The 25,698-nt window shown below is 70.3% G+C and carries 23 protein-coding genes; 12 read left to right on the top strand and 11 right to left on the bottom strand.

Annotated elements, in window-relative coordinates; all coding sequences use genetic code 11:
* Window position 1 precedes the first annotated feature (1 nt).
* Both HDA45_RS06835 and HDA45_RS06830 read left to right on the top strand, forming a co-directional pair.
* On the top strand, window positions 2–397 hold the full coding sequence (locus tag HDA45_RS06835) for a hypothetical protein (RefSeq protein WP_184892924.1): 396 nt from the start codon (window positions 2–4) through the stop codon (window positions 395–397).
* Between the two features lie 35 nt (window positions 398–432).
* Window positions 433–1,125, top strand: coding sequence for a hypothetical protein (locus tag HDA45_RS06830; protein ID WP_184892922.1), 693 nt, complete (start codon window positions 433–435; stop codon window positions 1,123–1,125).
* 217 nt (window positions 1,126–1,342) lie between these two features.
* Here the strand turns inward: HDA45_RS06830 and HDA45_RS06825 are convergent, their stop codons facing one another.
* Window positions 1,343–2,092 (bottom strand): AfsR/SARP family transcriptional regulator, encoded by a 750-nt coding sequence (locus HDA45_RS06825; protein WP_184892920.1) that lies wholly within the window; start codon window positions 2,090–2,092, stop codon window positions 1,343–1,345.
* A gap of 163 nt (window positions 2,093–2,255) precedes the next feature.
* Here HDA45_RS06825 and HDA45_RS06820 point away from each other — a divergent pair, with 163 nt between their 5' ends.
* Window positions 2,256–4,103: a hypothetical protein gene (locus HDA45_RS06820; protein WP_184892919.1), complete on the top strand. Its 1,848-nt coding sequence runs from the start codon at window positions 2,256–2,258 to the stop codon at window positions 4,101–4,103.
* Here the strand turns inward: HDA45_RS06820 and HDA45_RS06815 are convergent, their stop codons facing one another.
* Window positions 4,104–4,760, bottom strand: coding sequence for a winged helix-turn-helix domain-containing protein (locus tag HDA45_RS06815; RefSeq protein ID WP_184892917.1), 657 nt, complete (start codon window positions 4,758–4,760; stop codon window positions 4,104–4,106).
* A gap of 41 nt (window positions 4,761–4,801) precedes the next feature.
* Here HDA45_RS06815 and HDA45_RS06810 point away from each other — a divergent pair, with 41 nt between their 5' ends.
* The 6 genes from HDA45_RS06810 (at window position 4,802) to HDA45_RS43015 (ending at window position 13,118) form a co-directional block, all read left to right on the top strand.
* Window positions 4,802–5,467 carry a response regulator transcription factor gene (locus HDA45_RS06810; RefSeq protein ID WP_184892915.1) on the top strand — a complete coding sequence of 222 codons (666 nt, stop codon included), beginning with the start codon at window positions 4,802–4,804 and terminating at the stop codon, window positions 5,465–5,467.
* Window positions 5,464–6,738, top strand: coding sequence for a sensor histidine kinase (locus tag HDA45_RS06805; protein WP_343072008.1), 1,275 nt, complete (start codon window positions 5,464–5,466; stop codon window positions 6,736–6,738). The genes HDA45_RS06810 and HDA45_RS06805 overlap by 4 nt, the downstream gene beginning before the upstream one ends.
* Window positions 6,739–6,807: 69 nt before the next feature.
* The gene (locus HDA45_RS06800) at window positions 6,808–7,761 is read left to right on the top strand and encodes an AAA family ATPase (protein WP_184892913.1); all 954 of its coding nucleotides are present in this window, start codon (window positions 6,808–6,810) and stop codon (window positions 7,759–7,761) included.
* Window positions 7,762–7,764: 3 nt separating this feature from the next.
* Entirely contained in the window at window positions 7,765–9,849 is a 2,085-nt protein-coding gene (locus HDA45_RS06795; RefSeq protein WP_184892911.1) for a fibronectin type III domain-containing protein, read from the top strand.
* 3 nt (window positions 9,850–9,852) lie between these two features.
* Window positions 9,853–11,022: a DUF58 domain-containing protein gene (locus tag HDA45_RS06790; RefSeq protein ID WP_343072006.1), complete on the top strand. Its 1,170-nt coding sequence runs from the start codon at window positions 9,853–9,855 to the stop codon at window positions 11,020–11,022.
* Window positions 11,001–13,118 (top strand): transglutaminase TgpA family protein, encoded by a 2,118-nt coding sequence (locus HDA45_RS43015; RefSeq protein ID WP_343072005.1) that lies wholly within the window; start codon window positions 11,001–11,003, stop codon window positions 13,116–13,118. The genes HDA45_RS06790 and HDA45_RS43015 overlap by 22 nt, the downstream gene beginning before the upstream one ends.
* Window positions 13,119–13,120: 2 nt before the next feature.
* Here HDA45_RS43015 and HDA45_RS06780 read toward each other — a convergent pair whose 3' ends face one another.
* On the bottom strand, window positions 13,121–14,266 hold the full coding sequence (locus HDA45_RS06780) for a serine/threonine protein kinase (RefSeq protein WP_184892909.1): 1,146 nt from the start codon (window positions 14,264–14,266) through the stop codon (window positions 13,121–13,123).
* A 370-nt stretch (window positions 14,267–14,636) separates the two neighbouring features.
* On the opposite strand from HDA45_RS06780, the gene HDA45_RS06775 reads away from it, so the two are divergent.
* The 3 genes from HDA45_RS06775 to HDA45_RS06765 are packed head-to-tail and all read left to right on the top strand — an operon-like array spanning window position 14,637 to window position 17,877.
* Window positions 14,637–15,977, top strand: a complete 1,341-nt coding sequence (locus HDA45_RS06775) for an MFS transporter (RefSeq protein ID WP_246480641.1) — start codon at window positions 14,637–14,639, stop codon at window positions 15,975–15,977.
* Complete coding sequence (locus HDA45_RS06770; protein WP_184892907.1) at window positions 15,974–17,131, top strand: ROK family transcriptional regulator; 1,158 nt, start codon at window positions 15,974–15,976, stop codon at window positions 17,129–17,131. The genes HDA45_RS06775 and HDA45_RS06770 overlap by 4 nt, the downstream gene beginning before the upstream one ends.
* Window positions 17,128–17,877, top strand: coding sequence for an SDR family NAD(P)-dependent oxidoreductase (locus HDA45_RS06765; protein WP_184892905.1), 750 nt, complete (start codon window positions 17,128–17,130; stop codon window positions 17,875–17,877). The genes HDA45_RS06770 and HDA45_RS06765 overlap by 4 nt, the downstream gene beginning before the upstream one ends.
* On the opposite strand, the gene HDA45_RS06760 is transcribed toward HDA45_RS06765, so the two are convergent.
* From HDA45_RS06760 to HDA45_RS06725, 8 genes are all read right to left on the bottom strand, one after another.
* A complete protein-coding gene (locus HDA45_RS06760) occupies window positions 17,836–19,377 on the bottom strand; it encodes an MFS transporter (protein WP_184892903.1) in 1,542 nt (513 codons plus the stop codon). The genes HDA45_RS06765 and HDA45_RS06760 overlap by 42 nt on opposite strands.
* Window positions 19,378–19,398: 21 nt before the next feature.
* Window positions 19,399–19,983: a MarR family winged helix-turn-helix transcriptional regulator gene (locus HDA45_RS06755; protein ID WP_184892901.1), complete on the bottom strand. Its 585-nt coding sequence runs from the start codon at window positions 19,981–19,983 to the stop codon at window positions 19,399–19,401.
* A complete protein-coding gene (locus HDA45_RS06750) occupies window positions 19,970–20,920 on the bottom strand; it encodes an arginase family protein (protein ID WP_184892899.1) in 951 nt (316 codons plus the stop codon). Before HDA45_RS06750 ends, HDA45_RS06755 begins: the two co-directional genes overlap by 14 nt.
* Before the next feature lie 40 nt (window positions 20,921–20,960).
* A complete protein-coding gene (locus HDA45_RS06745; RefSeq protein WP_184892897.1) occupies window positions 20,961–21,545 on the bottom strand; it encodes a GNAT family N-acetyltransferase in 585 nt (194 codons plus the stop codon).
* 32 nt (window positions 21,546–21,577) lie between these two features.
* Window positions 21,578–22,084, bottom strand: a complete 507-nt coding sequence (locus HDA45_RS06740) for a MarR family winged helix-turn-helix transcriptional regulator (protein WP_184892895.1) — start codon at window positions 22,082–22,084, stop codon at window positions 21,578–21,580.
* An 85-nt stretch (window positions 22,085–22,169) separates the two neighbouring features.
* On the bottom strand, window positions 22,170–23,636 hold the full coding sequence (locus tag HDA45_RS06735) for a saccharopine dehydrogenase NADP-binding domain-containing protein (RefSeq protein WP_184892894.1): 1,467 nt from the start codon (window positions 23,634–23,636) through the stop codon (window positions 22,170–22,172).
* Window positions 23,633–24,787: a type III PLP-dependent enzyme gene (locus HDA45_RS06730; protein WP_184892891.1), complete on the bottom strand. Its 1,155-nt coding sequence runs from the start codon at window positions 24,785–24,787 to the stop codon at window positions 23,633–23,635. Before HDA45_RS06730 ends, HDA45_RS06735 begins: the two co-directional genes overlap by 4 nt.
* A complete protein-coding gene (locus HDA45_RS06725; RefSeq protein WP_184892889.1) occupies window positions 24,784–25,674 on the bottom strand; it encodes a dimethylarginine dimethylaminohydrolase family protein in 891 nt (296 codons plus the stop codon). The genes HDA45_RS06730 and HDA45_RS06725 overlap by 4 nt, the downstream gene beginning before the upstream one ends.
* Window positions 25,675–25,698: the final 24 nt, after the last annotated feature.

Below are 25,698 nucleotides of genomic sequence, written 5' to 3'. Positions count from 1 at the left end.
CGTGACCACCACCAGCCTGGCCGAGCGTCCGACCTTGTCGCTGCGGTCCGCGTTCCGTAAGTTCGCCGCGCCCCGGATCCCGGTGACGCGGTATCTGGTGATCCCCGAAGAGGTCTGGATCGGCCAGTCTCCGTCCACTTCGGACGACGACGAGCCCGTACGGATCGAGTACGACTATTACCTGAAGCACGAGGACGCACCCCTCAACCGCGGCGTGCTGTCCGGATTCGGCGGCGGCGCCGCGTCCCTCGCGTTCGGGGTGACGACGGGCCTGGTCATCGCGACTCCGGCCGGGATCGCCGTCGGAGTGGTCGCCGGGATCTTCGGCGGCCTGATGGGCCGGTCGCTGGCCGAAGAGTTCTACGAACGTCACCACGAAGACGAACCCCGGCCGTGACGGTCACCGCCGGAACCGGAAGATCGAGGTATCCCATGAACATCAAACGAGCAGGGGTCATCGGCGTCGCCGGGCTGACCACCGCCGCTGTCGGCGCCTGGACGTTCGGCGCCTTCGAGGGCGGCGAGGTGTCCGCGAGCCCGGCGAACCACGTCGCCGCCGCGCCGAACCAGGCGGCCGCGCCCGTCGCCCCACCTGTGCAGAAGGTCGCGTCGCCCGCCGTGGTCCCCGCCGCGGCGGCCGCGAAGCCGGTGCAGGTGAAGAAAGTGGCGAGGGTGACGAAGGCGAAACCTGTCGTCAAGCAGACAAAGAAGAAGGTGCATCGGCAGAAGGCATCGACACCGGTCGTCAAGACGGCCACGGCCAAGGACGTCAAGGAAGTGCAGCCGATCCGGTTCGTGCCGCGGGTGGTCGTCGTCGAGAAGCCGACAGCGGTGCCGTCCGGCGTGAAGAAGGCCGCCGAGTCCCTCGCCAAGGCGGAGAAACTCGTCGACCAGGCGAAGAACGAGGTCAAAAAGGCCAAGGACGAACTGAAGAAACTCAAGTCCGCCAAGCACTCGCACCGGCACCAGCATCAGCATCAGCATCGGCACCAGCACGGAAAGGCCGGTCACCGCGGATCCGTTTCGGTGGACAGCAAGGGACTCAAGCCGGGCCAGTCGCGCACGGCCTCGACGTCGAGCCCGGACGGCTCGTCCTGGTCGAGCGCCACGGTGTCCGTCAAGTAGGTGAGGTGGTCCTGGCCGTGGACGGGCTTCGGGTGCGTTCGCTACGTATGCCCTGGCTCGTCCTCGATCAGGTCAGGCGCGACTGACCGCTCACGACTCGTCCCCATGTCGCGAAAGCCACTTTCGGGACATCAGACGTCCCGAAAGTGGCTTTCGCGACACCCGAAACCGACCCGAGCGAGAGCAACCCGACACGTTGCCGTACCCCTCGCCCGATTCATCCGGCGATGCTGTGAAGATCCGCGCAGCCGCGAAGAGCGTCGTGATGGGCGCTGAGGAGAACGGCACCAGGTTCGACACCCAGCTCTCGTACGATGATCGAGCGAGCCCGGCCGTACGTGGTGAGCGCTTCGTTGCGCCGCCCCGTGTCGGTGAGCAGCCGGATCAGCTTCGCCCACGCGTGTTCCCGGAGCGGGTCCTCGTCGAGGAGGCCGTGCAGCACCGTGATCGCGTCCCAGTACCGGCCGAGGCGGTGGTACGCCTCGGCCAGGTCTTCGCGCATCCGGGTGTGCAGCCGGGCCAGGCGCGCGCCTTCGACGGCGGCGGCCGGTGTCTGCAACCCCTCGAACGGACGGCCACGCCAGAGCGCCAGCCCGTCGGCGAGCAGTTCGGCGGCACGTTCGGGCTCGCCGACGGCGAACGCCCTGCCCGCTTCCGCCGCTTGGAGATCGGCGAGGTCGACGTCGACCTCGTCCGGCGCGACCCGGATCCGATACGCGCCTTGCCTGCTTTCGATGCGATCGCCGCTCGCGGGCGGCGGCAGTACGCGGCGCAGGCCGCAGATGTGCGACTTCAGGTTGCCCGCGGCGGACACCGGCGCGGGCCGGTCGTGCCAGGTCGAGTCGATCAAACTGTCGACACCCACCCAACGCCCTCGATCCAGCAGCAGCGCCGCCAGCACCGTGGCCGGCTTGCCGGGCTTGATCGTGGCTTGGACTTCGAGTGGTCCAAGGAGCTGGAACAGCATCCGACGTCCCCCTGTGAATGAGCCTGTGCGGTTGGCCCGCTCAGCATGCAGGAGGAGGTATGAGGATTCCATGACAGTCGACAGCGGCGATGTACCGCCGATGAACCGGCGCTGAACCGCGCCCGGTCACCATTCCGGAGTCGCCGAGGTTCGGAGGATTGCGATGAAACACACCAATACCGATTTGCGTCAGGCCGTCTTGTATTCCGTTTCGGGTGGGGTGCTGACGGTCGTTTTCGGCGTGCTGGGCGCCGGCGCGGCCCATGCGGCCACCGAGCCGGGCGGGTCGCCGAGCCAGCAGAACGCCGAGAAAGTGGCGATGAACAAGGCGAAGGCCTCGAAGGCCAAGGCGGCCCAGCCCGCGCAGGTGAAACCGAAAGCCGAGCCCAAGGCACAGAAGTCCAGTCCGGCGAGGGCCCGGCAGGAGCAGAAGGAAAAGAACATCGGTTCCCCGAAACAGGGTGAGTCGGCGCCGAAGAACGCCGAACAGCAGAAGCGAGGTGAGGAGGCGAGGCGGAATCCGGGAAAGGCCCGGCAGGAGCAGAAAGAGCGCGACCTCGGTTCGGAGCGGGCGAAGTCGCGGCCGGACGAGGATGCCAAGCGGAGTCGGAAGGCCGAAGAGCAGCGGGCGAAGGGTGAAGAGGCGAAGCGGAACCCGGGCCGGGCTCGGCAGGAGCAGAAGGAGAAGAACTTCGGTTCGCCGCAACGGGGCGAGACCGTGATGACGCCTCAGCAGCGGCGGGGTGAGGAAGCGAAGCGGAACCCGGGCAGAGCTCGGCAAGAGCAGAAGGAGAAGAACATCGGCTCCTCACAACGGGGTGAGGTGCCGTTGTCGTCTCAGCAGCGCAGGGGTGAGGAGGCGAGGAAGAAGCCCGGCCGGGCGAGTCAGGCGCAGAAGGAACAGAACTTCGGTGGCATCCAGCGTGGTGAACAGGGCCGCGCGCTGGAGATTCTGAAGGGCGCCGTGCAGCGGGAGCTGGGCGAGGCGGCGCGGAGGAATCCGGGCAAGGCGAAACAGGCACAGAAGGAGCTGAACTACGGCGTCATCCAGCGCGGCGAGGAGGGTCGTGCGTTGGAGATCCTGAAGGCCGCGGCGCAGCGGGAGAGGGGCGAGCTGGCCAGGCAGAATCCGGGAAGGGCGAGGCAGGCGCAGAAGGAACGGAACCTCGCCACTCCGCAGCGCGGTGTGACGGCCCCCGTCAGGAACGCCGGTACGAAGGGGCGCGCCACGGTCATGCCGGTGAACGCTCTCGCCGTACCCCAAGGGCAGGGCTGGTTCGACGACGACGGCACGCCGCCGTTCCGGATCAACCCCCTTTGCAAGACCACCGAGTGCGACCGGACGACCTGGGAGATCTTGAACCGGCTTCCCCGTCTGGTCGATCAGGGGGCGAAAGCCGACCACGAGGCCATTGAACCGGACGGCAAGGGCGGTTTCGGTGGCTACAAGGGCTATGCCTATGCCGTGCGGAACAAGGTGGTCACCTCCAGCGGACAGGTGATCGGCAAGAACTACATCGGCGCGGACGGCAAGATCGAAGGCGGGGTCTCCCTCAAGGACGGCATCAAGGGCAGCGCCGAGGGCTTCGTCGGCTACCGCGGCGCCGGCCCGGAAGTGGAGGAGAAGGTGGGCGTGATCGGCGTGTCCGGCGAGCCGGGAACCTCGCTCGGTCTCTCCGCGAACCTCGAAGCCGGGATCACCGCCAAGGAGGGCCTGAAGCTCGGTGCGGGCGCCAAGGCGGCGTGGACGAACACGTTGCCGGAAGCCGAATGGAACCTGGGACCGGTCACCGTCAAGGCCCAGCCGGAAGCCTGGATCGGGATCGGCGGCGAGGCGGAGGCCGGGCTGAGCGAGACCGACGGCAGGGTCCACCTCAAGGGCAAGGTCGGCGGCGCCGTGGCGGGCGGCGGCTCGCTCGGCCTGGACGTCTCCGTGCCCACCCTGGACCCGGCCGTCGTCGACCTCGTGAACAAGGCCTACGAGGAGGCACCCAACCCCCTCGGCTACTGATCAGCCGATGCGGTAGCCGACCCTCGGCACCGTGGTGATCAGCGGCGGATCCAGCAGCTTCCGCCGGAGGCCGGTCAGCAGCACGTCGAGGACGTTGGACGCCGGAGTGGTGAGCTCGTCCCAGCCCGCTGTGATGAGCTCACCACGGGAAACCGGCCGCCCGCTGTTCTCCAGCAGGCACCTCAGCACGGCGAACTCGGTCCGGGTCAGGCTCAGCAGCACCCCGGCACGCCGCACCTCGTGCCGCCCGGTGTCCAGTTCGAGGTCACCGGCCCGCAGCAGGGGCGGCGGGCCGGTCCGGCCGCGGCGGCACAGGCTGCGGATCCGGGCCACCACCTCGGCCATGGCGAACGGTTTCTCGAGGTAGTCGTCGCCACCACGCCGGAGGCCGGTGACCCGGTCTCCGGGAGTGCCGAGGGCAGTCAGGAACAGGACCGGGGTCGTCCAGCCACCGGAGCGTTTCCGCTCGACGTAGTCCAGCGAATCGCCACCGGGCAGCATCCGGTCGAAGACCGCGCAGTCGTACTCGCTGACGAACAACGCCTCGTCGGCGGGCCCGAGGTCGCCGACGGCGTCGACGGCGAAACCGGCGGCGCGCAGGGACGACGACACCGACGAGCGCAGCGCGTCGTCGTCCTCGATGACCAAGATCCGCACCGGTTCAAAGTAGCGAGCGAGGGACGTAAGCTCCAGCCGACATGAACACGAGGACGCTGGTCGTCGAGGACGACGAGGACATCCGGAGGGCCGTGTCCGCCGAACTGCGGGCGGCCTCGTTCACCGTGGACGCGGTGGGCACGCTGGCCGCCGCGGCCGGAGTGCTCGCTTCCACGGGTGGGGCACACGCTTGCGCCGTGTTCGACCGGATGCTGCCCGACGGGGACGCCGCCGGGTTCGTCGACGAGCGCAGGCGGCTGGGGTGGACCGTGCCGGTGCTGTTCCTGACGGCCTTGGACTCCAGCAGTGCCAGGGTCGAGGGATTCGAGCACGGCGGGGACGACTATCTCGTCAAACCGTTCGTCATGGCCGAACTGCTCGCCAGGGTGACGAACCTGTGCCGTCGAGGGGCCGGGAGCCCGCCGGTGCTGCGGCACTCCGATCTCGAAGTCGACTTCGCCCGCTGCGAGGTGCGCCGGGGCGGTGTCCTGCTGTCGCTGAGCAACCGGGAATTCGCGATCCTCGAATACCTCGCGACCCGGCAGGGACTGACGGTGTCCCGCGCGGAACTCATCGAGCATTGCTGGGACCTCGAGAACGAGCCTGTCGCGAACGTCGTCGAGGCGGTGGTGAAACGCCTGCGCCGCAAGCTGGGGGAGCCCGATCTGGTGGAGACCGTCCGCGGGATCGGATACCGGCTCTCGTGACCGAGTCGTCGACAGACAGGCTGCGACGGCTCCGCCGCCTGCTGACCCTGCTGTTCACCGCGATGAACGCGTTCGGGCTGGTGGTGCTGGCCTGGCTGGTGATCGAGGCGGACGCCGATCAGGGAAGGCAACGGCTGGACAGCGACGTCCGCCAGGTCGCCGCGACGCTGGCCCGGCTCGTCGCCGCCGACGGGGGCACCATCGTCACCGCCTACATCGGCACCGACACCGTCGACGAGCAGTGCCCGCAGTTCGCCGTCCTTCCCGGGAGCGCGCCGCGGTTCGAGCCGTACCGGGGCAAACGCGAATGCGTGGCCGTGGACGACGGCCTGCTGAACCGGCTCGCGACCGAGGCGACCGGAACGAACCGGTCGAAGGCCGGATACGAGACCACCGCCGCGGGACGGTCCGTGTACGCCGCGGCCGATCCGATCAAGGATCGCGGCGGGCAGGTCATCGGCGCGATCGTCGTGGTCGCCGACGCCGGAAGCACACAGGAGCGGCACGAGGAGTGGGTGCTGCTGGTGGTCGGCGGTTGCGTGCTGCTGGTGCTCGGCCTCGGCGCGGCCGGATACTTCATCGCCGGCCGGGCCATGCGGCCCGCCACCGCCGCGCTGGAACAGCAGAAGTCGTTGCTGGACGGCGTTTCCCGGCTCCTCGACGGCGTCGTGCACGACCTCAAGACCCCGGTCGCCGGTCTGCGCGCGCTGGCCGAAGCGGCGTTGAGGAACCCCGCCGAACGGGACGAGCTGCTGCCGAGGACGATCCGGCTGGCTTCGATGATGGGCGACATCATCGATCTGTGGCCGAGGCGCGCGCGGGTCACCGCGGGGGTCGAGGAGCTGTCGATCGGACCGTTGATGCTCGATCAGCTGGTCGAGACGGTGGTCGAGGATCTGCCCGCGCAGGACGCGCGGATCACGGTCACCACCGTGCCGAGCAGGGTCGACGGCGACGCGACCCTGCTGCGGCGTGCCGTCGCGAACCTGATCGGGAACGCGCTGAGCCACGGTCGCGCGCCCGGCGAGGAAGCCGAAATCCAGGTCACCGTCGCCGACGGCCGCGTGGTCATCGCCGACCGCGGCCCGGGAGTCGACCCGGATCAGGCCGCCGCCCTGTTCGAGCGGTTCGTCAGCGGCGGCGGCTCGACCGGGATCGGGCTGGCCGTCGTCAAATGGGTCGCCGACGTCCACGGCGGCACGTTGCGTGTCTACAACCGTGAGCAGGGCGGGGCGATCTTCGAACTGGCCTTGCCTGCCGACGCGTCCTGAGCCGCCGGGACCGGTCCCCGTCGGGACAGGGGAGCATCCAGAGGTAAGCATTCGTCTCGAGGGAGCAGGATGAATCCGACGGCTGCCACAGGGGTTTACCAGGCCCTCGCCGAGAACGTACAGCGAGTGCTGCGCGGTAAACCGGACGTCGTCCGGCTCGCGATCGCGGCACTGCTGTCCGAGGGCCATCTGCTGATCGAAGACGTCCCGGGCCTGGGGAAGACGACCCTCGCCCGGTGTCTCGCGCGGAGCATCGGCGGCAGCTGGAGCCGCATCCAGTTCACCCCCGACCTGCTGCCGGGAGACGTCACCGGGGTGATGGTCTACCACCAGAACAACGAGAAGTTCGAATTCCACCCCGGCGGCATCTTCGCCAACGTCGTGCTCGCCGACGAGATCAACCGGGGGACCCCGAAGACGCAGTCCGCGCTGCTCGAAGTGATGGCCGAACGCCGGGCGACGGTCGATTCGAAGCCGTACGCGGTACCGCATCCGTTCGTGGTGATCGCCACCCAGAACCCCATCGAGATGGAGGGCACCTATCGGCTGCCCGAAGCGCAGCTCGACCGGTTCATGATGCGGATCTCCGTCGGCTACCCCGAGCACGACGCCGAGGTGCGCGTGATCATGAGCGATTGCGCGCGGGTCAGCCCGGACGAACTCGAACCGGTCGTCGATCTGGAGACCCTGCGCCGTGCCATCGACGAGGTGCGCGACGCCCACCTCGACCCGGCGATCTGCTCGTACGCGGTCCGGCTGGCCGCGGCGACCCGGGAGCACGCCGCGGTCCGCTACGGCGCGAGCCCACGCGGGAGTATCGCGCTGGTGCGCGCGGCACAGGGGATCGCCGCCACCGACGGACGCGCCTACGTGACCCCGGACGACATCAAGGCCATCGCGAAACCGGTGCTCGCCCACCGGCTCGTGCTCACCGCCGATGCCGAGCTCAACCAGCGCCTCGCCACCGAGATCGTCGACGAGGCACTGGCGGCGACGCCTTCGCCCGCGATCAACGCGATGTGACCCATGGAAACGCACAGGGACTTCGCGTGGTTTCGCGCGCGGGCGCCGATCGCCGCGATCGTCGCCGGTTGCGTCGCGGTGGTGGGCATCGCGATCACCGGTGCGGCGAAACCGTTACCGGGCCTGGATATCACGCAGAGCGGCCATTGGATCTACAACTCCGTCCTCGGTTCCGCGTTCCATGTGGACGGTTCCGGTAAGTACGCCGACGCGCGGGTCCCGGTCCCGGGCGCCGATCCGGGCAGTCCGGTCGCGCAAGGACCGACGCAGGGTTACGTGCTTCCGCCGTCGAGTGTCATCGAATTCGGGAAGTCGACGCTGTCGGTCGAGAAGACCACACCGTCCCCCTCGAACGAGTGGCCGGTCGCGGTGGAGACCAAGGGCGGGCCGTACGGCGTGTATCGCCAGGCCGGTGTCGTCATCCGGCTCGGCGAGGCTTCGGCGAAGATCACCGTCGGAGGCAGGCTGGGTGATCCGGTCGCCACCGCGGACGGGCGGCTGTGGCTGCACCGGATCGACGACGGGCTGCTGTGCGAACTCGCGCCGGGCGCGGACAGGGTCTCTTGCCCGATCGTGCTTCCCGGCAGGCACAAGGGTTCGCTGGCGCTCACCGCGGACGGGCCGGTCTTCGTGGACAACGACGACGACACGGTGCGGCGCGTTTCGCCCGCTGGTCTCGGCGAGCCGGTCCGGCTCGGAGTGGACGTGCCCGAGACCGCCGTCGTGGCCGCCAACGAGGTCGACGGCAGGCTGGCGATCCTGGACCGGCAGGGCGCGCGGCTGCATCTCGTCGACCCCACCGGGCGGTCGACGGGGCCGGTGAGCGTTGCCCTTCCTCCCGGCGACTACGTGGGCCTCGCCTCCTCCGGATCCGCGGTCGCCTTGGTGGACAAGGGGAACCACACACTGTCCACTTACGACGGTGCGGGGCGGAAGCGGGACAGCAGGCCGATTCCCGGTGGAGCGGAGCATCCTCCTGTCCGGGGTCAGGACTCACGGGTCTATGTGGACGGTGCCGACGGTGCGCACGTCCTCGTCATGGACCCCGGTGGCGCGGTGAACGAAGTCGCGGTGACCGGCGAGAAGAAACCGGCCGAAACCCCGGCGCCGTCCGGGAACAGTGGTGACAAGCCGGCTTCGGAGCCGCCGCCGCGTGAACCGGCCGACCGGCCCATCGCGCCAGTCCAGCCGAAACCGCAACCGAAACCGCAGCCCAAGACCACTCCCGCGGTCGTCCCGGCGAGTCCGCCGGGTGCGCCGCGCTCGGTGACCGCGAGCGCGGGCGACGGCGCGGCGACGGTGAGATGGGGTGCGGCCCCCGCCAACGGCGCCACGCTCACCGGATACCGGATCACCTGGGCGGGCGGGGAGAAGACGGTCGGCGGGGGAGTGCGGACCACGACGATCACCGGCCTCGCCAACGGCACGGCGTACACGTTCACGGTGTCGGCGACCAATCGGGCGGGCACCGGTCCCAGCGCCACGTCGGCCTCGGTGACCCCGGCCGCGGCCCTCCGGCCCCCGGGCGCCCCCGCCGGGCTCAACGTCCTCATCAAGACCGGCGACACCGACGCGAACGTCACCTGGCGGGCCGCGGCGACGAACGGCTCGCCGGTCACGGCGTACCACGTCTCCTGGCGGCGGGCCGACGGTTCGGGCGCGGGTTCGGCGAGCCTGCCGGGTTCGGCCACGGCGCGGCTCATCGCGGACATCGGGATCGAGCAGCCGATCACCGTCTCCGTGGTCGCCGAGAACGCCGCGGGCCGGGGTCCGGCCGCGACGGTGACGAAGGCCAAGGGTGACACGCCCGCCGACCGGAGCATCGTCATCTCCCGCGGCGCCGACACCACGGCCGACCGATGCGAACCGCCCGCCTGCGGGCTGATCCACATCGTCATGTCCGGATTCACCGCCGGCAAGACGGTGTCGATCACCTGCACCACCGACGACGGCGTCCACGGCGGCAAGTCCGTCAAGATCGGGCCCGATGGGAAGCTGACCGTCGAGGCCTTCCCCCAGGGCACGATCGGCCGCAACGTGTGGATCAGCTCCGAGGGTGTCCAGTCCAACAAGCTGACTTGGAAGTAGCCGATGGGAATGCGGCTCACCGGACGGGGCATCGGACTGCTGATCGTCGCCGTACTGGGTTACGGCGCCGGCGAACTGGCCGGATATCCGCTGCTGCGCGTGCTGGCGGGTGCGGCGGTCGGCGCCGTGCTCGCCGGGGCGGCGATGGTCTTCCGGCGGCCACGGGTCACCGTGCGGCGCGAGGTGCTCCCGGACCGGGTCGAGCGCGGGCGGCCGGCGCTGGCCAGACTGCTGGTCGGGAATCCCGGCGAACGGCGGCAACCCGGGTTCACCGCGCGGGAGCACGGCGTCGACCTGGCGGTTCCGGTGCGGCCACTGGCACCGGGCGCCGAGGCGACGTACCACTACGAACTGCCGACCCGGCGGCGCGGCCGGTTCACCGTGGGGCCGCTCGTCCTCGAACGCGCCGACCCGTTCGGTCTCGTGCGGCGGCCGCTTCCGGCGGGTGACACCGCCACGCTGTGGGTGTTCCCGAAGCTGCATCCGGTGCGCGCGCTCGCGTCCGGGCATCCGCGCCACCATCACGAAGGCGCGACGACGGACGATTCGCTGTACGGTTCGGCGGATCTGCGGGACGTCCGAGAGTACGTCGTCGGCGACGAGGTCCGCCATCTGCACTGGAAGGCGACCGCGCGGACCGGGCAGCTCATGGTGCGCGACTACGTCGACCCCGAGCATCCCCGGTTCACCCTGCTGCTGGACACCCGCGCGAAGATGCTGGCGGAGGACGAATTCGAAGAAGCCGCGGAGCTGGCGGCCTCGCTGGTGCACGCCGCGGCGATGGCCGGGCACCGCTGCCGCCTGATCACTTCGACGGGCGAGGACCTCACCGTGTCCGGCGGGACGCAGGCCACCCGGCGGCTGATGGACATGCTGTGCGAAGTCCGCCAAGACCCGGCCGCCGATCGGCCCTTGATCCCGACTGCGTTGTCCCGCAAGGGAGTTCGCGGCGGTTGCCTCGTGGTCGTGACCGGAAGGGCCGGCCGGGAACTGAGTGCGCTCGCCGTCGTCCGGCCGCATTTCTCGACCATGGTGGTGCTCGGGGTCGGCACCCACGGGCTGGGGATGGACGGTCTCGGCGTGCACGGCGTCGAAGGGGTGCAGCGAGCCCGCCGCATCAGCGCGGCGGACGCGGCCGAGGCGGTGCGCCGGTGGAACGAGATGGTGTCGTGATCCGGCGGACCGCGGACGTCGCCGTCCTCGCGGGCGCGGCGCTCGGCGGACTGCTTTTCGCGCCGGTCTTCGGTTTTTCCGCGCTGCTCCTGCCCGTCGTCATGGTGACGCTGGCGGTCTACGGGGTGACCGAACTCGGGAGAAGGCACCCGGGCCTGGTGCCGTGGCGGCCGGTGCTCGCCGTCGTCGCCGGTCTCCTCGCGGTGATCGAGACTGTCCTGTCCGCCACGACCGTGGCAGGGATCCCGACCGGGGAGTCGTTGGCGGTGCTCGCCGACGGGGCGGTCCACGGCTGGCAACTGACCCTGCAGTCGACCTGGCCCGCCCTCCCGGAAGGGCGGTTGCTCGTCTTCGTGCCGTTGGCCGTCCTGATCGCCGCGGTGCTGGGGATCGAGTTGCTGCACCGGCTCAGGCGGCCGTCGGTCGCGCTGGTGCCCGGCCTGCTCGTGCTGGCGTTGAGCCAGGCTTTCGTCGCGGTGACCGGGACCGCCGCGGTGCTTACGGGTCTCGGATACGCGGTGATCGCGGGTCTGGCGATGGCGAGGGGCACCCGGTCGCTCAAGTCGCTCGTGCCCGCGGTGGTGCTCGCCGTTGTCGGGGCTTTCGTACTCTTCGCGGCCGACCCGCTCGCGAGGCCCGCCTATTCGTTGAAGGACAGCGAATCCGCTCCGCTCGCCGCCGAATCCGTCACGAGCCCGCTCTCCGAGATCGCTTATCGGAGCCGGAATCCCGTACCGCGGGTGTTCCGCTACACGGGGGACACCCCGTCGTCGCGGCGCTGGCCGCTGGTGGTCCTCGACGACTTCGACGGCTCGAACTGGTTCCCCGGCGGCGGTTTCCGGCGTTTGGGGGCGGAGATCCCGCCCACCACGGGGATCGGTGTCCCGGCCGTCCGGCGTCAAGCCGCCCTCGAGGTGACCGGTTCGTCCGGGCCGTGGCTTCCCGGACAGGCGTCACCCGCCTCGGCCGCCGGGGCCGACGTACTCGTGGACGAGGCACGCGGAACCCTGATCGCCGCGCGACCGGCGCCGTCGGCGCGGTACACCCTCGCCTGGTGGGAACCCGAAGTCGGCCCCGAAGCGCTGCTCGGCGCCGCGACGAATCCCGGTCTTCCCGGCGGGCTCGGTGGTCTCGGCACGGTGCCCCCGGCGATCGACGAGTTCGCCGATCGGATCCTGCCCGGCCTGCGCCCGTCCTTCCAGACCGCTGTCGCGCTCGAACGGTTCCTCACCCAGGACTACCGGCTGGCCACCGGTGACGAGTTGCCCACCGGGCACGGCTGGCCGCAACTGAGCCGGTTCCTGCTCGACGACAAACGGGGCACGAGCGAGCAGTTCGCCGCGGCGTACGTGGTCCTGGCCCGACTCAAGGGAATCCCGGCCCGGCTGGTCGTTGGCTATCGCGCGCCGGACCGGCCCGAGGGGGACGGCGCGTACACGGTCCGCAACGCCGACGTCGTCGCGTGGCCGGAGGTCGCGGTGGACAAGGTCGGCTGGGTCCCGCTCGACCCGTCGGGAGCGGCGGCGCGGAGCGGGTCCGGATCCGCGAGCGGGATCGTCGCCGCGGTGGCGGAGGTGCGGACCCGGCTTCCCCCGGAACGCCAGCTGGAGAACCCGCGGCTGCCGCCAGGAAAGTCCGAAGAAGAGCGGACACCCGGCGCGATGGACTGGGCCATGACGGCCGCCGTGGCCGGTCTCGGTCTCGGAGGCTCGGCGGCGCTCTGGGGTACCGCCGTGCCCGCGGCGACCGGGCTGCGTGCCTGGCGCCGTCGTCGCCGGAAGGGACGGGCCGCGGCGATCGCCGCCTGGGCCGAGGCCCGGGACCGGTTGCGGGCACACGGTGTCCCCGTGACAGCCGGGATGACCGTACGCGACCTCGCCAAGGCTGCCGTCGTCTTCGGCGAAAAGTCCACTGTGGATGGTCTGGTCTCGCTGGCGAGAACGGTGGACGCGGCGCTGTGGTCAGGGACGGAGCCGGACGTCGCCACCGAAGCGTGGGCCTCGGTCCGCTCCGTCCGAAAAGGACTCGGCAGGCGGCCGTGGCGCCTGAGGCTGCGGGCGGCTGTCAACGCGAGAGTCCTCCGTCCCCCGCGCTGAGTTCACCGTTTGCAGACGGCGCCGCGCAGGGACCGGAATCCGCTTTCGTAGGTCCCGCGCGGCCCCGTGCCCTGGACCTGGAAGCAGTAACGCAACCCCGGCCGGACGTCCACCCGGTAATGGTCGCTCCGCCGTGCGAAGAGCACCTGAGGTTCCGCGCGCCCTTCCTCGGCCATGACGACGGCGTAATCCAGCTCGGCGTTCGACGTCCAGGACAGTTCGACGTAGGTCCCGTGGTCGGCGGGTGGTGCCAAGTCGATCGCGATCGGGCCCGGTGTCACGACATCGTCGTCCCTGGTGGCGAGAAACCACGACACGGCGGCGAGGACCCCTGCCCCGGCGAGGATCCCGGCGGCCAGGCCGTATCGCCGCCGCGGCCGCGGCGTCCGGGCCGGTTCCAGCACGAGGACCGGTTCGGCGGGCAGGCCGAACAGCGGGCTCTGCGTGTCCTCCGGACGACGGCCCGGTTCCGCGGCGAGCAATTCGCCGACGAGCGTCACGAGTTCGGCGGGGACGTCGGCCCGGGTGATCGGCGGGACCGGCTCGGTGAGCACCCGGTGAAGCCGCGCGGCGGGCTGCTCGCCGACGACAGTCCGATGTGGAGGCTCACCGGTCAGCATGAAGTGCAGGACCGCGCCGAGGCCGTACCGGTCGGCGCGCTCGTCCATCGTCTGATCGCGGACCGTCTCCGGGGCGGTGAACTCCAGGTCGTACAGCGGATCGCGGCGGAACCGCTGCCTGAGCGCCACCCCGAAGTCCGCCAGCACGGGCTCGCCCGAGGGCAGGAACAGGACGTTCCGCGGCGTGATCGAGCCGTGTACGACGCCTGCCGTATGCGCCGCGGCGAGCGCTCGGGCGACAACCCGGCCGATGCGCAGTGTTTCCTCGACGGGCAAGGGGCCCGTCACCGTGGCGAGGGAACGGTCGCAGCGCGGCATCCGCAGCGTCGTCCGGCCGTCGGTGAGCGTGCCGACCTCCTGCACCGGCAGGATCTCCGGGACGTGGCTGACGGTCGACAGCAGTGCCTGCTCGCGGGCCAGCGCCGACCGGGTCTCGCGATCCAGCGGGACCGGGTACACCTTGAGCACCGAGTCGCCGGGGCCTGCCACGACGGTGGCCGTCGGGCCCTTTTCGCCAGCGCCGCTCATCGGTCCGGCTCCCCGGTCAGACCGCGCCATCGAGAAGACTCACCCGGTCAACGTAGCCGAAGTCGCGATACCCGCATCCTCGGATCGCTTCTGCTTGGTGAAGGAGCCGGGTGAGGCTGTGTGGAAATAGGGACGTTCAACGTCCCTATTTCCACACAGCCCCTCCGGATCCGGCGGTCACCAGGACTGCCCTTCGGGACCGTGTGGATTTTGGGACATCTGACGTCCCGAAACCCACACAGTGACGACGCGGTCCGTGCCTTTTCGGCCGCTCTCGCTTGGCCGATCGTCCCTAGACGCACCGAAATCCTCCCCGGCACCCCGCGCGGTCACTAGTTTGGTGTTCGTCGCACAAAAAGGGGGAGATCCGATGGTGTCGGACACGGCGCGCACTCCGTCGATGTCGCCGAGGCGGGCGCGGTTCGTGCGGAACTGGACCAGCAGGCTGGTCGCGTTCGGCGAGTTCATCGACGGCTACGACCTGCTCGTCATCGGCGCCGCCGTGCTGTTCCTCAAGCCGTACTTCCAGCTCACCGCGTTCCAGATCGGGCTCGTGACCGCGGCGGCGTTCGTGGGTACGGCGCTGGGCCTGGTGGTCTTCGGTGATCTGTCCGACCGGTTCGGCCGCCGGGTGATCTTCATGATCAACCTGGTGTTCTTCGTGGTGGCGTCCGTCGCCGCGGCGTTCGTCCAGGACGTGTGGCAGCTGGTCGCGGCCAGGTTCGTGCTCGGGGTCGCGGTGGGCATGGACATCCCGACCTCGCACGCGTTTCTCACCGAGATCGCGCCCAAATCCCGCCGGGGCCGGATCGCGGGCAGCCTGCCCAACATGATGTGGCTGAGCGGCGCCGTCACGTCGGTGCTGTGCGCGCTGGCGCTCCAGCCGGTGTTCGGTGACGAGACCTGGCGGTGGCTGTTCGGCCTGGCCGCGCTCCCTGCGGCCGCGGTGCTGGTGGCGAGGCAATTCCTGCCGGAGTCGCCCCGATGGCTGAGTGCGCGCGGCCGCGAGGAGGAGGCGCAGCGGATCTACGACACCCTGGGGCTGGAGCCGCCGAAGCGTGAAGTCGTCGAGAAGCGGAGCTACCGGATGCTGTTGTCCGGCGGCGCGTGGCGGCGGTTGGCGACGGTCACGGCGTTCTTCGCCATCCAGGCCTTCGGGGGAGCGGTGGCGACGGTCGCGGGACCGTTGATCATCAGCAGTACGGGTATCGGGGTGTCCAACACGCTGTACTTCTCCCTGCTGGGTTTCGTGGTGGGGTTGATCGCGGTGGCGCTCGGCGCCTTGGTCATCGACCGGATCAACCGCCGCTGGCTGGGGGTGTGGACGTGTCTCGGCGTGTTCGCCGCCGGGCTGGGCATCGCGTTCACCGGTGAGCGAGCCGGCGTCGGGCTGGTGGCCTTTTGGGTCGTGTACGCCATGTTGACCTGGTTCGGCCCGGGCGTGTTGTCCTGGGTGTGGAGCACCGAGGCGTTCCCCACCTCGTTGCGGGGGCTGGGATCCGGTATCGCGCAGTGCGTGACCCGGCTCGCGATCGCGCTCAACGTGTTCCTGGCGCCCATGCTGGCGCAGAAGCACGGCATCACGATCGTCGCGTGGTACGCCGGTGCGTTCTTGGTCAGCGCGGTGATCGTGTTGGCGTCGCCGTGGCTGGCCACCACGGGCGTCGAGCTGGAGGAAACCAACAGCGTCGAGTCCGGGAAGCCGGCATGACGACGAACCACCCGGCACTCAGCGGAACCCGGCCGCGCCAGGCCCGGCAGGCCAACACGGCCGCCGTGCTCCAACTGCTCGTCCATCGCGGTCCGCTGGCGCGCGGGGACATCGCGAAGGAGCTGTCCCTCAACCACGGCAGCGTCAGCAGGATCATCGAACCTCTGCTGTCGGCGGGCATCGTCCGCGAACTCGTCGAGCAGTCCACCCGGATCGGCAGGCCCCGGGTGCCGGTGGAGCTCGACCCGTCCAGCCGGTACGCGGTCGGCGTGCACCTCGGCCTCGAACGGACCACGGCCGGGCTGATCGACCTGGCGGGGCACAGTGTCAGGACACGGACCGAGAACCGTGATCCGGCGGACAGCGCCGCCACGCTGCGCCGCGCCGCCGAACTGGCGGCCGGGCTGGCGGACTCCGCACCCGGACCGGTGCTGGGCATCGGAGTGGCCGTCGGCGGTGAGGTGGACCGGGAGGCAGGCCGGGTCGTGCGCAACGACGTGCTGGGCTGGACCGGCGTCCAGGTCGCCGACGTGGTGCGTGAGCGGACCGGGCTCGACGTCGTGGTGGACGGGAACGTGTGTGCCCTGCTGGGCGCCGAGCTCACCTTCGGTGCGGGGCTGGGACAGGACAAGGTGCTGTACCTGTTCGTCGGCAACGTCGCGGAGACGGGATTCCTCAGCCTGCCGGCGGGGGCGTCCTCGGGCGGCACCATCCAGGGCGGCTTCGGCCGCGTCCTCGTGCCCGGCCTCACCGGTGGAGGCTACGGACCCTTCGGCGAGAACGGGACGGACGTGGCGTTGCTCGCCGCCGCCCGGTCCGCGGGCCTCACGGCGACTTCGCTGACGGACCTGATCCGCCTGGCGGAAACGGATCCGGTCGCGATCGGGCTCCTCGAAGCGCGCAGCGCCCAAGTGGCCCGGGTGGCCGACACGGCGTACGACCTGATGCGACCGCGCATGATCATCCTCGGCGGTAGCGGCGCACCGTCGGACCGATGGCTCGAGGCGGTGCGCGACCGCGTCGAGACGACACCGCCGCAGGCGCTTGCCCGGCCGCAGTCACGGGACGACCCGCTGGTCACCGCCGCGGCGGGACTCGTCGTGCGTGCCTTCTTCACCCGGGGAACCGCCGAAGGGGCAGGGGAGCGGTCATGAGCCAGGTGGTGGTGCTCGGCGGCGCGGGCGGTATCGGCTCGGCCGTCGTGCGTGCTCTGCTGGCGGAGGGACGACGGGTCGCGGTGGTGGACGTCGCGCCACCGCCACCGGAACTTGCCGACATCCCGTGGATCCGTGATGACGCGACCGATCCGGCCGTGATCGGCGCCGCGTTCGACGCCCTCGACGGCGTGACCGGGCTGGTGCATTGCCTGCTGGGCGAGCATCGCGCTCCCCTCGCCGAGCAGACGCCGGACGCGCTGCGCCGGGTGCTGGACATCGGCGCGGTGTCCGCGCTGGAACCGTTGCGGCAGCTGGTCACCCGGGCCGGCGGAAGGCCGTGCGCCGCGGTGCTGGTCAGTTCGATCCACGCGGGCCTGGCCTGGGGCGGGCAGGCGCCGTACGCGATGGCCAAGGCCGCGTTGGAGGCGCTCGGCCGTGCGGCCGCCGTGGAATTCGGACCGCGTGGGCTCCGGTGCAACGTCGTCCGGCCCGGGTTCGTCATGGTGCCGCGTAACGCGCATCGCTGGAAGGACGCGGCCACGCGTGAAGCGCTGAGGAAGGTGCAGCCACTCGGCGAGCTCGGCCGGCCCGAGGACGTCGCGCGCGTGATCGCCTTCCTGCTCGGCGATCAGGCCAGGTTCGTGTCCGGTGAGACCATCACCGTGGACGGCGCGATGACCGCGGTCCTGCCCGAACCGGGCTCACCCGGAGTTGGCGGGCTCGGCAGCCTCGGCGGGGATTGAACCGCCGGACGGCGGGACGTGCCGCAGGACGACCGCGGCCAGGACGGCCAGCGCGAGAATGGCGGCGCCGGTGATGGCGGCGGAGATGTTGAGCCCGGTGGTGAACGCTTCTTTGGCCTCAGCCAGCAGCGCGGGAGAAACCTGGGGCGCGGACATGGCCCCGGACAGGCTCTCGCTGACCGCCGGGGCGGCATCGGTCATCTGATCGCGGTACACCAGTGTGGTCAGGCTGCCCAGCATGGCCACGCCCATGGCGACGCCGAGTTCCTGGACGGTCTCGGACATCGCGGCGGCGGAGCCCGCCCTGTCGGCTGGGGTGGTGCCGACGACCAGGTCGGAGCCGAGCGCGCCCACCGCGCCGAAGCCGAGGTACACCAGGGCGAAACCGCCCACGATCAGGCCGATGCTGTCAGGCCCGCGCACCTGGGTGAGCAGCACGTAGCCGAGGGCCGACAGGACGAGGGTGCCCGCGACGACGTAGCCGGGTCGGACGCGCCGCGCGAGCAGGGGAGCGCCGATGGCGGCCACGACCATCGCCAGGGCGGGCGGGCCCATCCACGCGCCCGCGGCCAGCGGGGAGAGCTCTTCGACGAGCTGCAAATGCTGAGTGACCAGATAAAGCGCACCGCCGACGCCGACGAGTCCCACCAAAAGAACCCCGAGAGCGGTCCCGGAGGAGCGATCGGTGAACAGCGCGACGTCGAGCAGCGGATCGCTCAGGCGGCGCTGCCGGTGGACGAAGGCGAGGGTGAAGACCGCGCTGGCCACCAAAGTGACCGTGGTCTGGAGGTCGAAGCCGTGGGTGGCCGCGTGCTTGATCGCGTAGACCAAGGGAAGGATGGCCCCCAGCGAGAGCGCGACACTGACCAGGTCGACCCGTCCGGAGTCGGCGGCGCGATACTCCGGCAGCAGAACCGGCGCGGCCAGCAGCACGAGTGCGGCGATGGGAAGCGCCAGAAGGAACGCCGAGCCCCACCAGAAGGACTCCAGCAGCACGCCGCCGACGAGTGGTCCGGCTGCCATGCCGAGGGCGAAGGTGGTCGCCCACACGCCGATCGCCAGTGCCCGTTGGCGGACGTCGGTGAACATGTTGGTGATCAGGGCGAGGCAGGACGGCATGAGGGTCGCGCCCGCCACGCCCAGCAGGGCTCGCGCCGCGATGAGGATCTCGGCACTGGGGGCGAAGGCGGCGACGATCGAGACGAGGCCGAAAGCCGCGGTGCCGATCATGAGAAGACGACGGCGGCCCAGCCGGTCTCCGATCGCGCCCATGGTGACCAGCAGCCCCGCGATCACGAGTCCGTAGGAGTCGAGGATCCACAGCGCTTGGGTGCTGGTCGGCTGCAGATCGGCCGAGAGGGCCGGGAGGGCGAGATAGAGCAGGGTCACGTCGAGCCCGAGCAACATCGTCGGCAGGGCGAGGACCCCGAGGCCGGTCCACTCCCTCGGCCCGGCCCTGCTCGAGTGCGCGGTCGCTGTTTCCCCGGGATTCTCCGGCATGACGGACTCCCTCCGATCAGGTCAACGGTCTTTCGGCGAATTCAGCAGCCCATCGGGGGCGTCGGGTTCCATCTCGAGGACAGCGCTTTCCACCGGGCAGCGCGACGGCGGGCAGCTGCTGATGTCGCAGAGCCGGCACACCTCGTAGCCCCGGGACGGATGAGTGATCATCGCGGTCAACATGCGTTCGAGGAGGCTGTCGAGCACGGCGCGTTCCTGCTTGCTCGACTCGGGGAGGAGTTGCTGCAGAACCGCGCGGCGGGCGGCGAGGATGTGCCGCGCCTCGCGATGGCCGGCGTCGGTCAGCACCACCGAGGTGGTGCGGCGGTCGTCGTCGAGATTGCGCCGTTCGGCGAGCCCGTCGTTCTCGAGCAGATTCACCAGGCGGATCGTGGCCGGGCGGCTGACGCCCAGGAACCGTTGCAGGGTGCCCATGGTGAGACCTTCGTACTGAGCGGTCATGGCGAGCGTGGCCGCGAGCGCGCCGCTCCGGCCGGCCACCGTTTCGACGGCTGACACGAGTTGGTCGTGCACTCCTGTCACGACTGCGCCTAGCAGATTAAGGGTGCGGTCCGTGTCGGTAAACATGACGTCATGTTCGCCCATCCGGCGGCTTTGAGCATCGACCGGTAGGACGAGCCAGGGAGCCGGCCCAGTCGAGAATGCGCCGTGCGCCCGTTCCGTCCGGATCGCGATCCGGGTCGTAGACGCAGACGGTGATGCCGACGCATCCCGGTTCACCCAGCGCGGTGGCGGCGAGTTCGCCGAGCTGGTCCCAGCTCAGCCCGCCCGGCTGGGGGTAGCTCACCGCGTCGAGGGCGTCGCTCGACAGCACGTCGAGGTCGATGTGCAGCCACCAGTGCGCGGTGTGGGACCGGATGCGGGCCAACGCCTTCCTGGCGTGCTCGGCGGCGCTTTCCTCGCCGACGGTGAGCTGCCGCGCCGTGATCAGCCGGATCCGTTCGGCCAGCGACGGGACGTCATCGGCTGCGGCGATCTCGGCGCCGTCGCGGGGGCCCAGCGCGACCACGGCGCTCTCGTCGAGCACGGGCAACTGGGACTTGAGCGACGAAGGCAGCTGTTCGCGATACCGCCCCAGCAGGAACCCGAGCTCGCAGTCGGCGGCCTCGCCGGTGTCGGATTCGTGCGGTGGCCAGGCGTCTTCGTGGCCGTCGACGAACAGCAGTCCCACCTGATCGCTGAGCGCGTCCTGCGCCCCGCGCAGGCAGCCGGGCAGGATCGCGCAATCCCCGCCCAGTACCAAGGGACGGTCACCGTCGAGCAGGGTCTCGGCCACCGCCGAGCGCGTATTCGTGGTCACGGCTTCCAGCCCGGGAAGGGAACGCACTCCCGAGGGCTCGTCGCGGTGGGCGGAGGCCGGCGAGGTGCCGAGGGCGACGTTGCCGCCGTCGGTGACCGGCTCGTCGGACCCGAAGGCGGCGCGCAATCGCTCGATGAGCCCGGCGTCGCGCAGCGCCTTCGGCGCCAGGGCCTCGTGGTCCAGCCTGCCCGCGGAACTGTAGGGGGCGCCTATCACTCGCATTTGCGTCTGCCTCCTGACGTGACGGTTCGTGGACCCGGGGTCAGCCCAGGTCGCGTCGCACGATGACTCGTCCTGGCGAGGGGCGTTCGGTCTCGGTGAACCCGTGACGGGTGAACAGGTCCACGGTGCCCATGTGTAATTCCCCGGCGGAGTAGCGGCGGTGCCCGGCATCGGTGGGGTAGGCCTCGAGGGTGTGCGCGCCGTGCCGCTCGGCGTGCCGGACCGCGGCGGCGAGCAAATGGTCGGCGACGCCGCTGCGGCGATGCTCGTTCTTGATGTAGAAGCACGGCACCGCCCACACGCCGGAGTCGTCGGGCTCGTCCGGGCGCAGGGTTCGCGAGCGGCGCAGCCGCACATACGCGGGGCGCGGCGCCACCGCGCACCATCCCACCGGACGCCCGTCGCGGTAGGCCAGCAGCCCGGGCACCTCGTCCTCACGCACCAGGCGGGAGAACTCGGCTCGCGCGGGCTCGCCCCGCATCCGGTCGTATTCGGGTCCCGAGGGCACCCGCCAGTACATGCACCAGCAACCCTCGCAGCCCCCGTTGTCGCCGAACGCCTCCTCGAGGTCGTCCCAGCGGTCGTGTTCGACCGGGTGGATCGTCATGTCGTCCTTGGCGCTCATCGGCTGCTCCTCTCTCGATCAGCGGAACCCTTTCAGGGCACCGATCTTTCGACGGGGCAGTCGGCAGGGGGACAGACGGAGTAGTCGCAGAACCGGCACACGCGATCCGCGCGGGACCGGTCCTTGACCAGGTGGGCGAGCACCGGCTCGACGGCCTCGGACACGACGGCGCGTTGGGAATCGCTCAACGGGGCGAGGACCCGGGCCACCACCTCGCGGCGACGCTTCACGACGTCCGTGGCCGCGGCGCGCCCCTGCTCGGTCAGCCAAAGCGAAACAGCACGCTGGTCGGTGGTGTCACGGCGGCGTTCGACCAGTTCCGCCGCGACGAGCCGGTCGACGAGGCGCACCGTGCCGGAGCCGGTGAGTCCGATGACACGGCCGAGGGCGTCGACCCGGGCGCCCGGCGCCGAAAGCAGTGTCGCGAGGGCGGCCGTGCCGACCGCCGACTGGCCCGCGACGTGGGTGTTGCCCGCCTCGAGTTCGTCGGACAACGCCACGACGAGCGCGGCGAAGAGGTTCGCGGTCCGGTCGTCCATGGCTCCAGTATATATGACTGACGCAGTCATGCAATTTGAGCGAAGTGCCGCCCCGCCGCCTGTGGTCGCGGCGGGGCGGCGGGGATCACGACACGAGAATGTTGGAGAACTGCCAGGGATCGTCGGACGGGCTCACCCCGAGGAAGTCGTCGAACGGGCCTGGCCCCGTCGCCTGGGGTGTCCAATCGCTGCGCACCGAGGGGGTGGGACCGAGATAGGGCGCGGCGATCGCGAGGATCTCGTGGTGATCGAGGTCGTCGGGCCTGCACAGGCCCCGATCCGGATGGCGCACGGCGGAGAACACCGCCGCCAGTACCGAGGCCGCGACCTGCAGCGTGGTGGCGTTCTGCCCGCTCACCAGCTTCCGGGTCTCCTCGATGGTCAGCTGCGAGCCGGTCCACCAGGCCCCGAGGTCATGGCCGAGCAGCAGCACGCCGAGTTCGTCGGCGCCGCTGACGATCTCGTCGGTCATGATCCGCTGGCGTTCTTGGAGCCGGAACCCCCGCATCTTGCACTCGTGCACGGAGGCCAGTGCCGCGTCGGTGGGCAGGTAGGCGTAGTGCACCGTCGGGCGGTAGACGACCGTCCCGTCGTCCTCGGTGACGGTGAGGTGGTCGCTGATCGTCACGGCCTCGCCATGCCGGATCAACATCCCTTGGATCGGCCCCGACATGGGCACCCACGAGCGCACCCAGGTGGCCATCCCCGGACGGGCGAGGCAGATCTGGTTGCCGGAGCCGTAATCCGGGACCACCGCCGTCGGCGGCAGCTCACGTTCGTGGGTGCCCCACCCGAGTTCGGCGGGAGCGACACCTTCTTCGTAGAAGCCCTCGACCGACCAGGTGTTGACGAACTCCTCGGGGTCCTTGGGCAGCGATCCGATCTGGGTGTCGCGCTCGGAGATGTGGATGGCACGGGTCCCGGTCTCCATCGCCATCCGCGCGTGGTCGGCTTCGCCCAACGCACGCTCGATCCGAGCCCGCCGCCCCTGGTCCTCGACGCCGTTTTCGAGCATGGCCTTGGCGACATCCTCGAGTCCGACCTTGGCCCAGTGGCTCACCAGACCCGGGTTGGCGCCGTGCTCGATGATCGCGGTCGGCCCGCGGCCACCCCAGTCCCGGCTCAGGCGCCGCAGCGCGTGGTGGCGGGCGTAGAGGGTCTTTTCGGTCGGGTGCCGGGCATTCATGTCCGCGTAGGGATCCCACTGCTCGACAGACGTGTCGACGTAGAGGACACCGTTGTCGTGGCACCACCCGATGATGTCTTCGGTCCCGATGTTCCAGGTCAGGTTCACCAGCAGATCGCCGGGACCGACCTGCTCGGCGAGGGTCTCGGCGAGGTTCTCGGGGGTCAGCCGCCGCTGGACGAACCGGCATCCGGCCGCGAGCGTGTCCGGGATCTCCGAACGCCGGTCGGTCATGTCCAGCACGGTCAGCCGGTCGTGGGGCATGTCCAGGTGCGCGAGCAACAGCGGCTGCAGGCACTGCGACACCGAACCGCAGCCGAGGACCAGCACCCGTCCCTCGACGGAAAGGCGAGCTTGTCCGGTCATGATCCGCCTCCGATGCAATGCGTGGGCAACGGCGGGAAACCGTTGAAGCCGATCGAGGAATAGCTCGCGGTGTAGGCGCCGGCACTGAGGAAGTCGACCCTGTCACCGATTTCGAGCTCTTGGGGTAACGCGTAGGCGGCGTCGCGGTAGATCACGTCGATGCTGTCGCAGGTGGGCCCGGCCATGATCACCGGTTGCGTCGGCCCGCCGCGTTCGGTCTCGACCCGATACTGGATCGCCTCGCCCTCGGTCTCGGCGAGCCCGCCGAAGCGGCCCGCGTCCAAGTAGACCCAGCGGTCGGCTCCCTCGAACGGTTCTCGCACCGAGACCACCTGGGTGCGCAGCACTCCGGCCTCGGCACTGATCGAACGGCCGGGCTCGGTCACGATCCGCGGGCGCCGCGCGCCGGGGAACCAGCGGTCGAGTGCCTGCTCGATCGCCTTGCCGAACTGGATGATCGGGAGGACCGGCTCGGCGTAGCGGGCCGGAAAGCCGCCACCGAGGTTGAGCATCTCGAGCTCGACGTCGTTGGCCCGCAGCTTCTCGAAAGCCTCGGCCGCGGCGGCGATGTTGGGTTCCCACCGCGCCGGCTCGAGCTGCTGGGAACCGACGTGGAAGGACAATCCGTAGGGACGCAGGCCCAGCTGCGCCGCTCGGGTCATCAGCTCCACGGCGTACTCGAGTGAGCAGCCGAAGTTGTCGCCGAGCCGCCACCGCGCCCCGGCACTCTCGCTGAGCAACCGGCAGTACACCGCCGCCCCAGGGGCCGCTTCGGCGATCTTGTCGAGCTCGCGCACGTTGTCGAACACGAACGTCGACACCCCGCGCTGGTGGGCGTACGCGATGTCCGCGCTCTTCTTGATGGTGTTGCCGTAGGACAGTGAGCCGGGATCGGCTCCGTTGGCCAGGCACAGGTCGATCTCGGCCCGGCTCGCGACGTCGAAACAGGCTCCCAGCTTCACGAGCAGGGCGATCACGGCGGGTTCCGGGCTCGCTTTGACCGCGTAGTACGGAGTCGCGTACGGCAGCGCGGCCCGTTGTTCGTGGTAGCGCCGTGTCACCACGTCGAGGTCGAGCACCAGGCAGGGGGTGGACGGGTCGTGGTCGTGGAGCCACCGCGCGATGCGGGGGCTGAACGCGGCCACCGTCATCCGACCACCTCCGCGGTGAAGGGAGCCGCCGCACGGTCCAGTTCCACGTCGAGAGCCAGGGTCAGGCAACGGCAACCGCCGCCTGCCTTGCCGAATTCGGAGACATCGCAGACGGCCGGCTCGAAGCCGCGGCGTTCGAGTTCGCGGCCCAGTCGCGGTGTGCAGTGCGGCATCACGACGGTGCGCCCGGTCACCACGGCGTTCGCGCAGAACGCCGCGCCTTCCTCCGGTGTCAGGACCACCGGGTCCTCGACGAGCTCGGCGAGCGCGGAGCGACCGGCGGCGGTGAAGGCTTCCGGCAGCACCATGGCCGTCCGGTCGCCGAGCGGGCAGAACCCCAGATCGATGTGGTAGTAACGGGGATCGGTGAGCTCGAGCGCGGTCACCGCCCAGCCGTTGCGGGTCCGCAGGCCGGCATAGGCCGACACGGAGGACCGCTGGCCATAACCGGCCACGAGCCGGCCGTCGAAGGGCAGCGCGTCGCCCGCGCCCTCCTGCGGCGCGGCGGGCGGTTGCTCGATGGTCCAGCCCAATTCCTCGAACCGGCCGCGGACGTGATCGATCTCGGGGGCGCGTTCCGGTTTGCTCATCCGGGCGGGGGTGAATGTGGTGCCGTCGACGAGGCCGGCGTTGGCCGTGAAGACCATGTCCGGCAAACCCGGTGCGGCGGGCACGGTCCGCACCTCGGTTCCGGCGGCCTCCAATGTGGACACCAGGTGTTCCCACTGCCGCCACGCCCGATCGGAATCCACTCGCACGTCCGGGTCCATCCAGACGTTGATGGAATAGGTGACGTCGAAGTGCTCGGGCGAACACATCAGAACGCTGCGGCCCCATCCGGGACCACCCTCTATTGCCTCCTCAGGTGCCTTGGACGTCGGTGTCATTGCCATCCTTTCCTGGTGGGTCGG

Origin of the sequence: Amycolatopsis umgeniensis (assembly GCF_014205155.1) — a bacterium.
GTDB lineage: Bacteria > Actinomycetota > Actinomycetes > Mycobacteriales > Pseudonocardiaceae > Amycolatopsis > Amycolatopsis umgeniensis.
The sequence above is the reverse complement of the archived record's forward strand: the minus strand, read 5'-3'. Positions and strand labels throughout refer to the sequence as shown.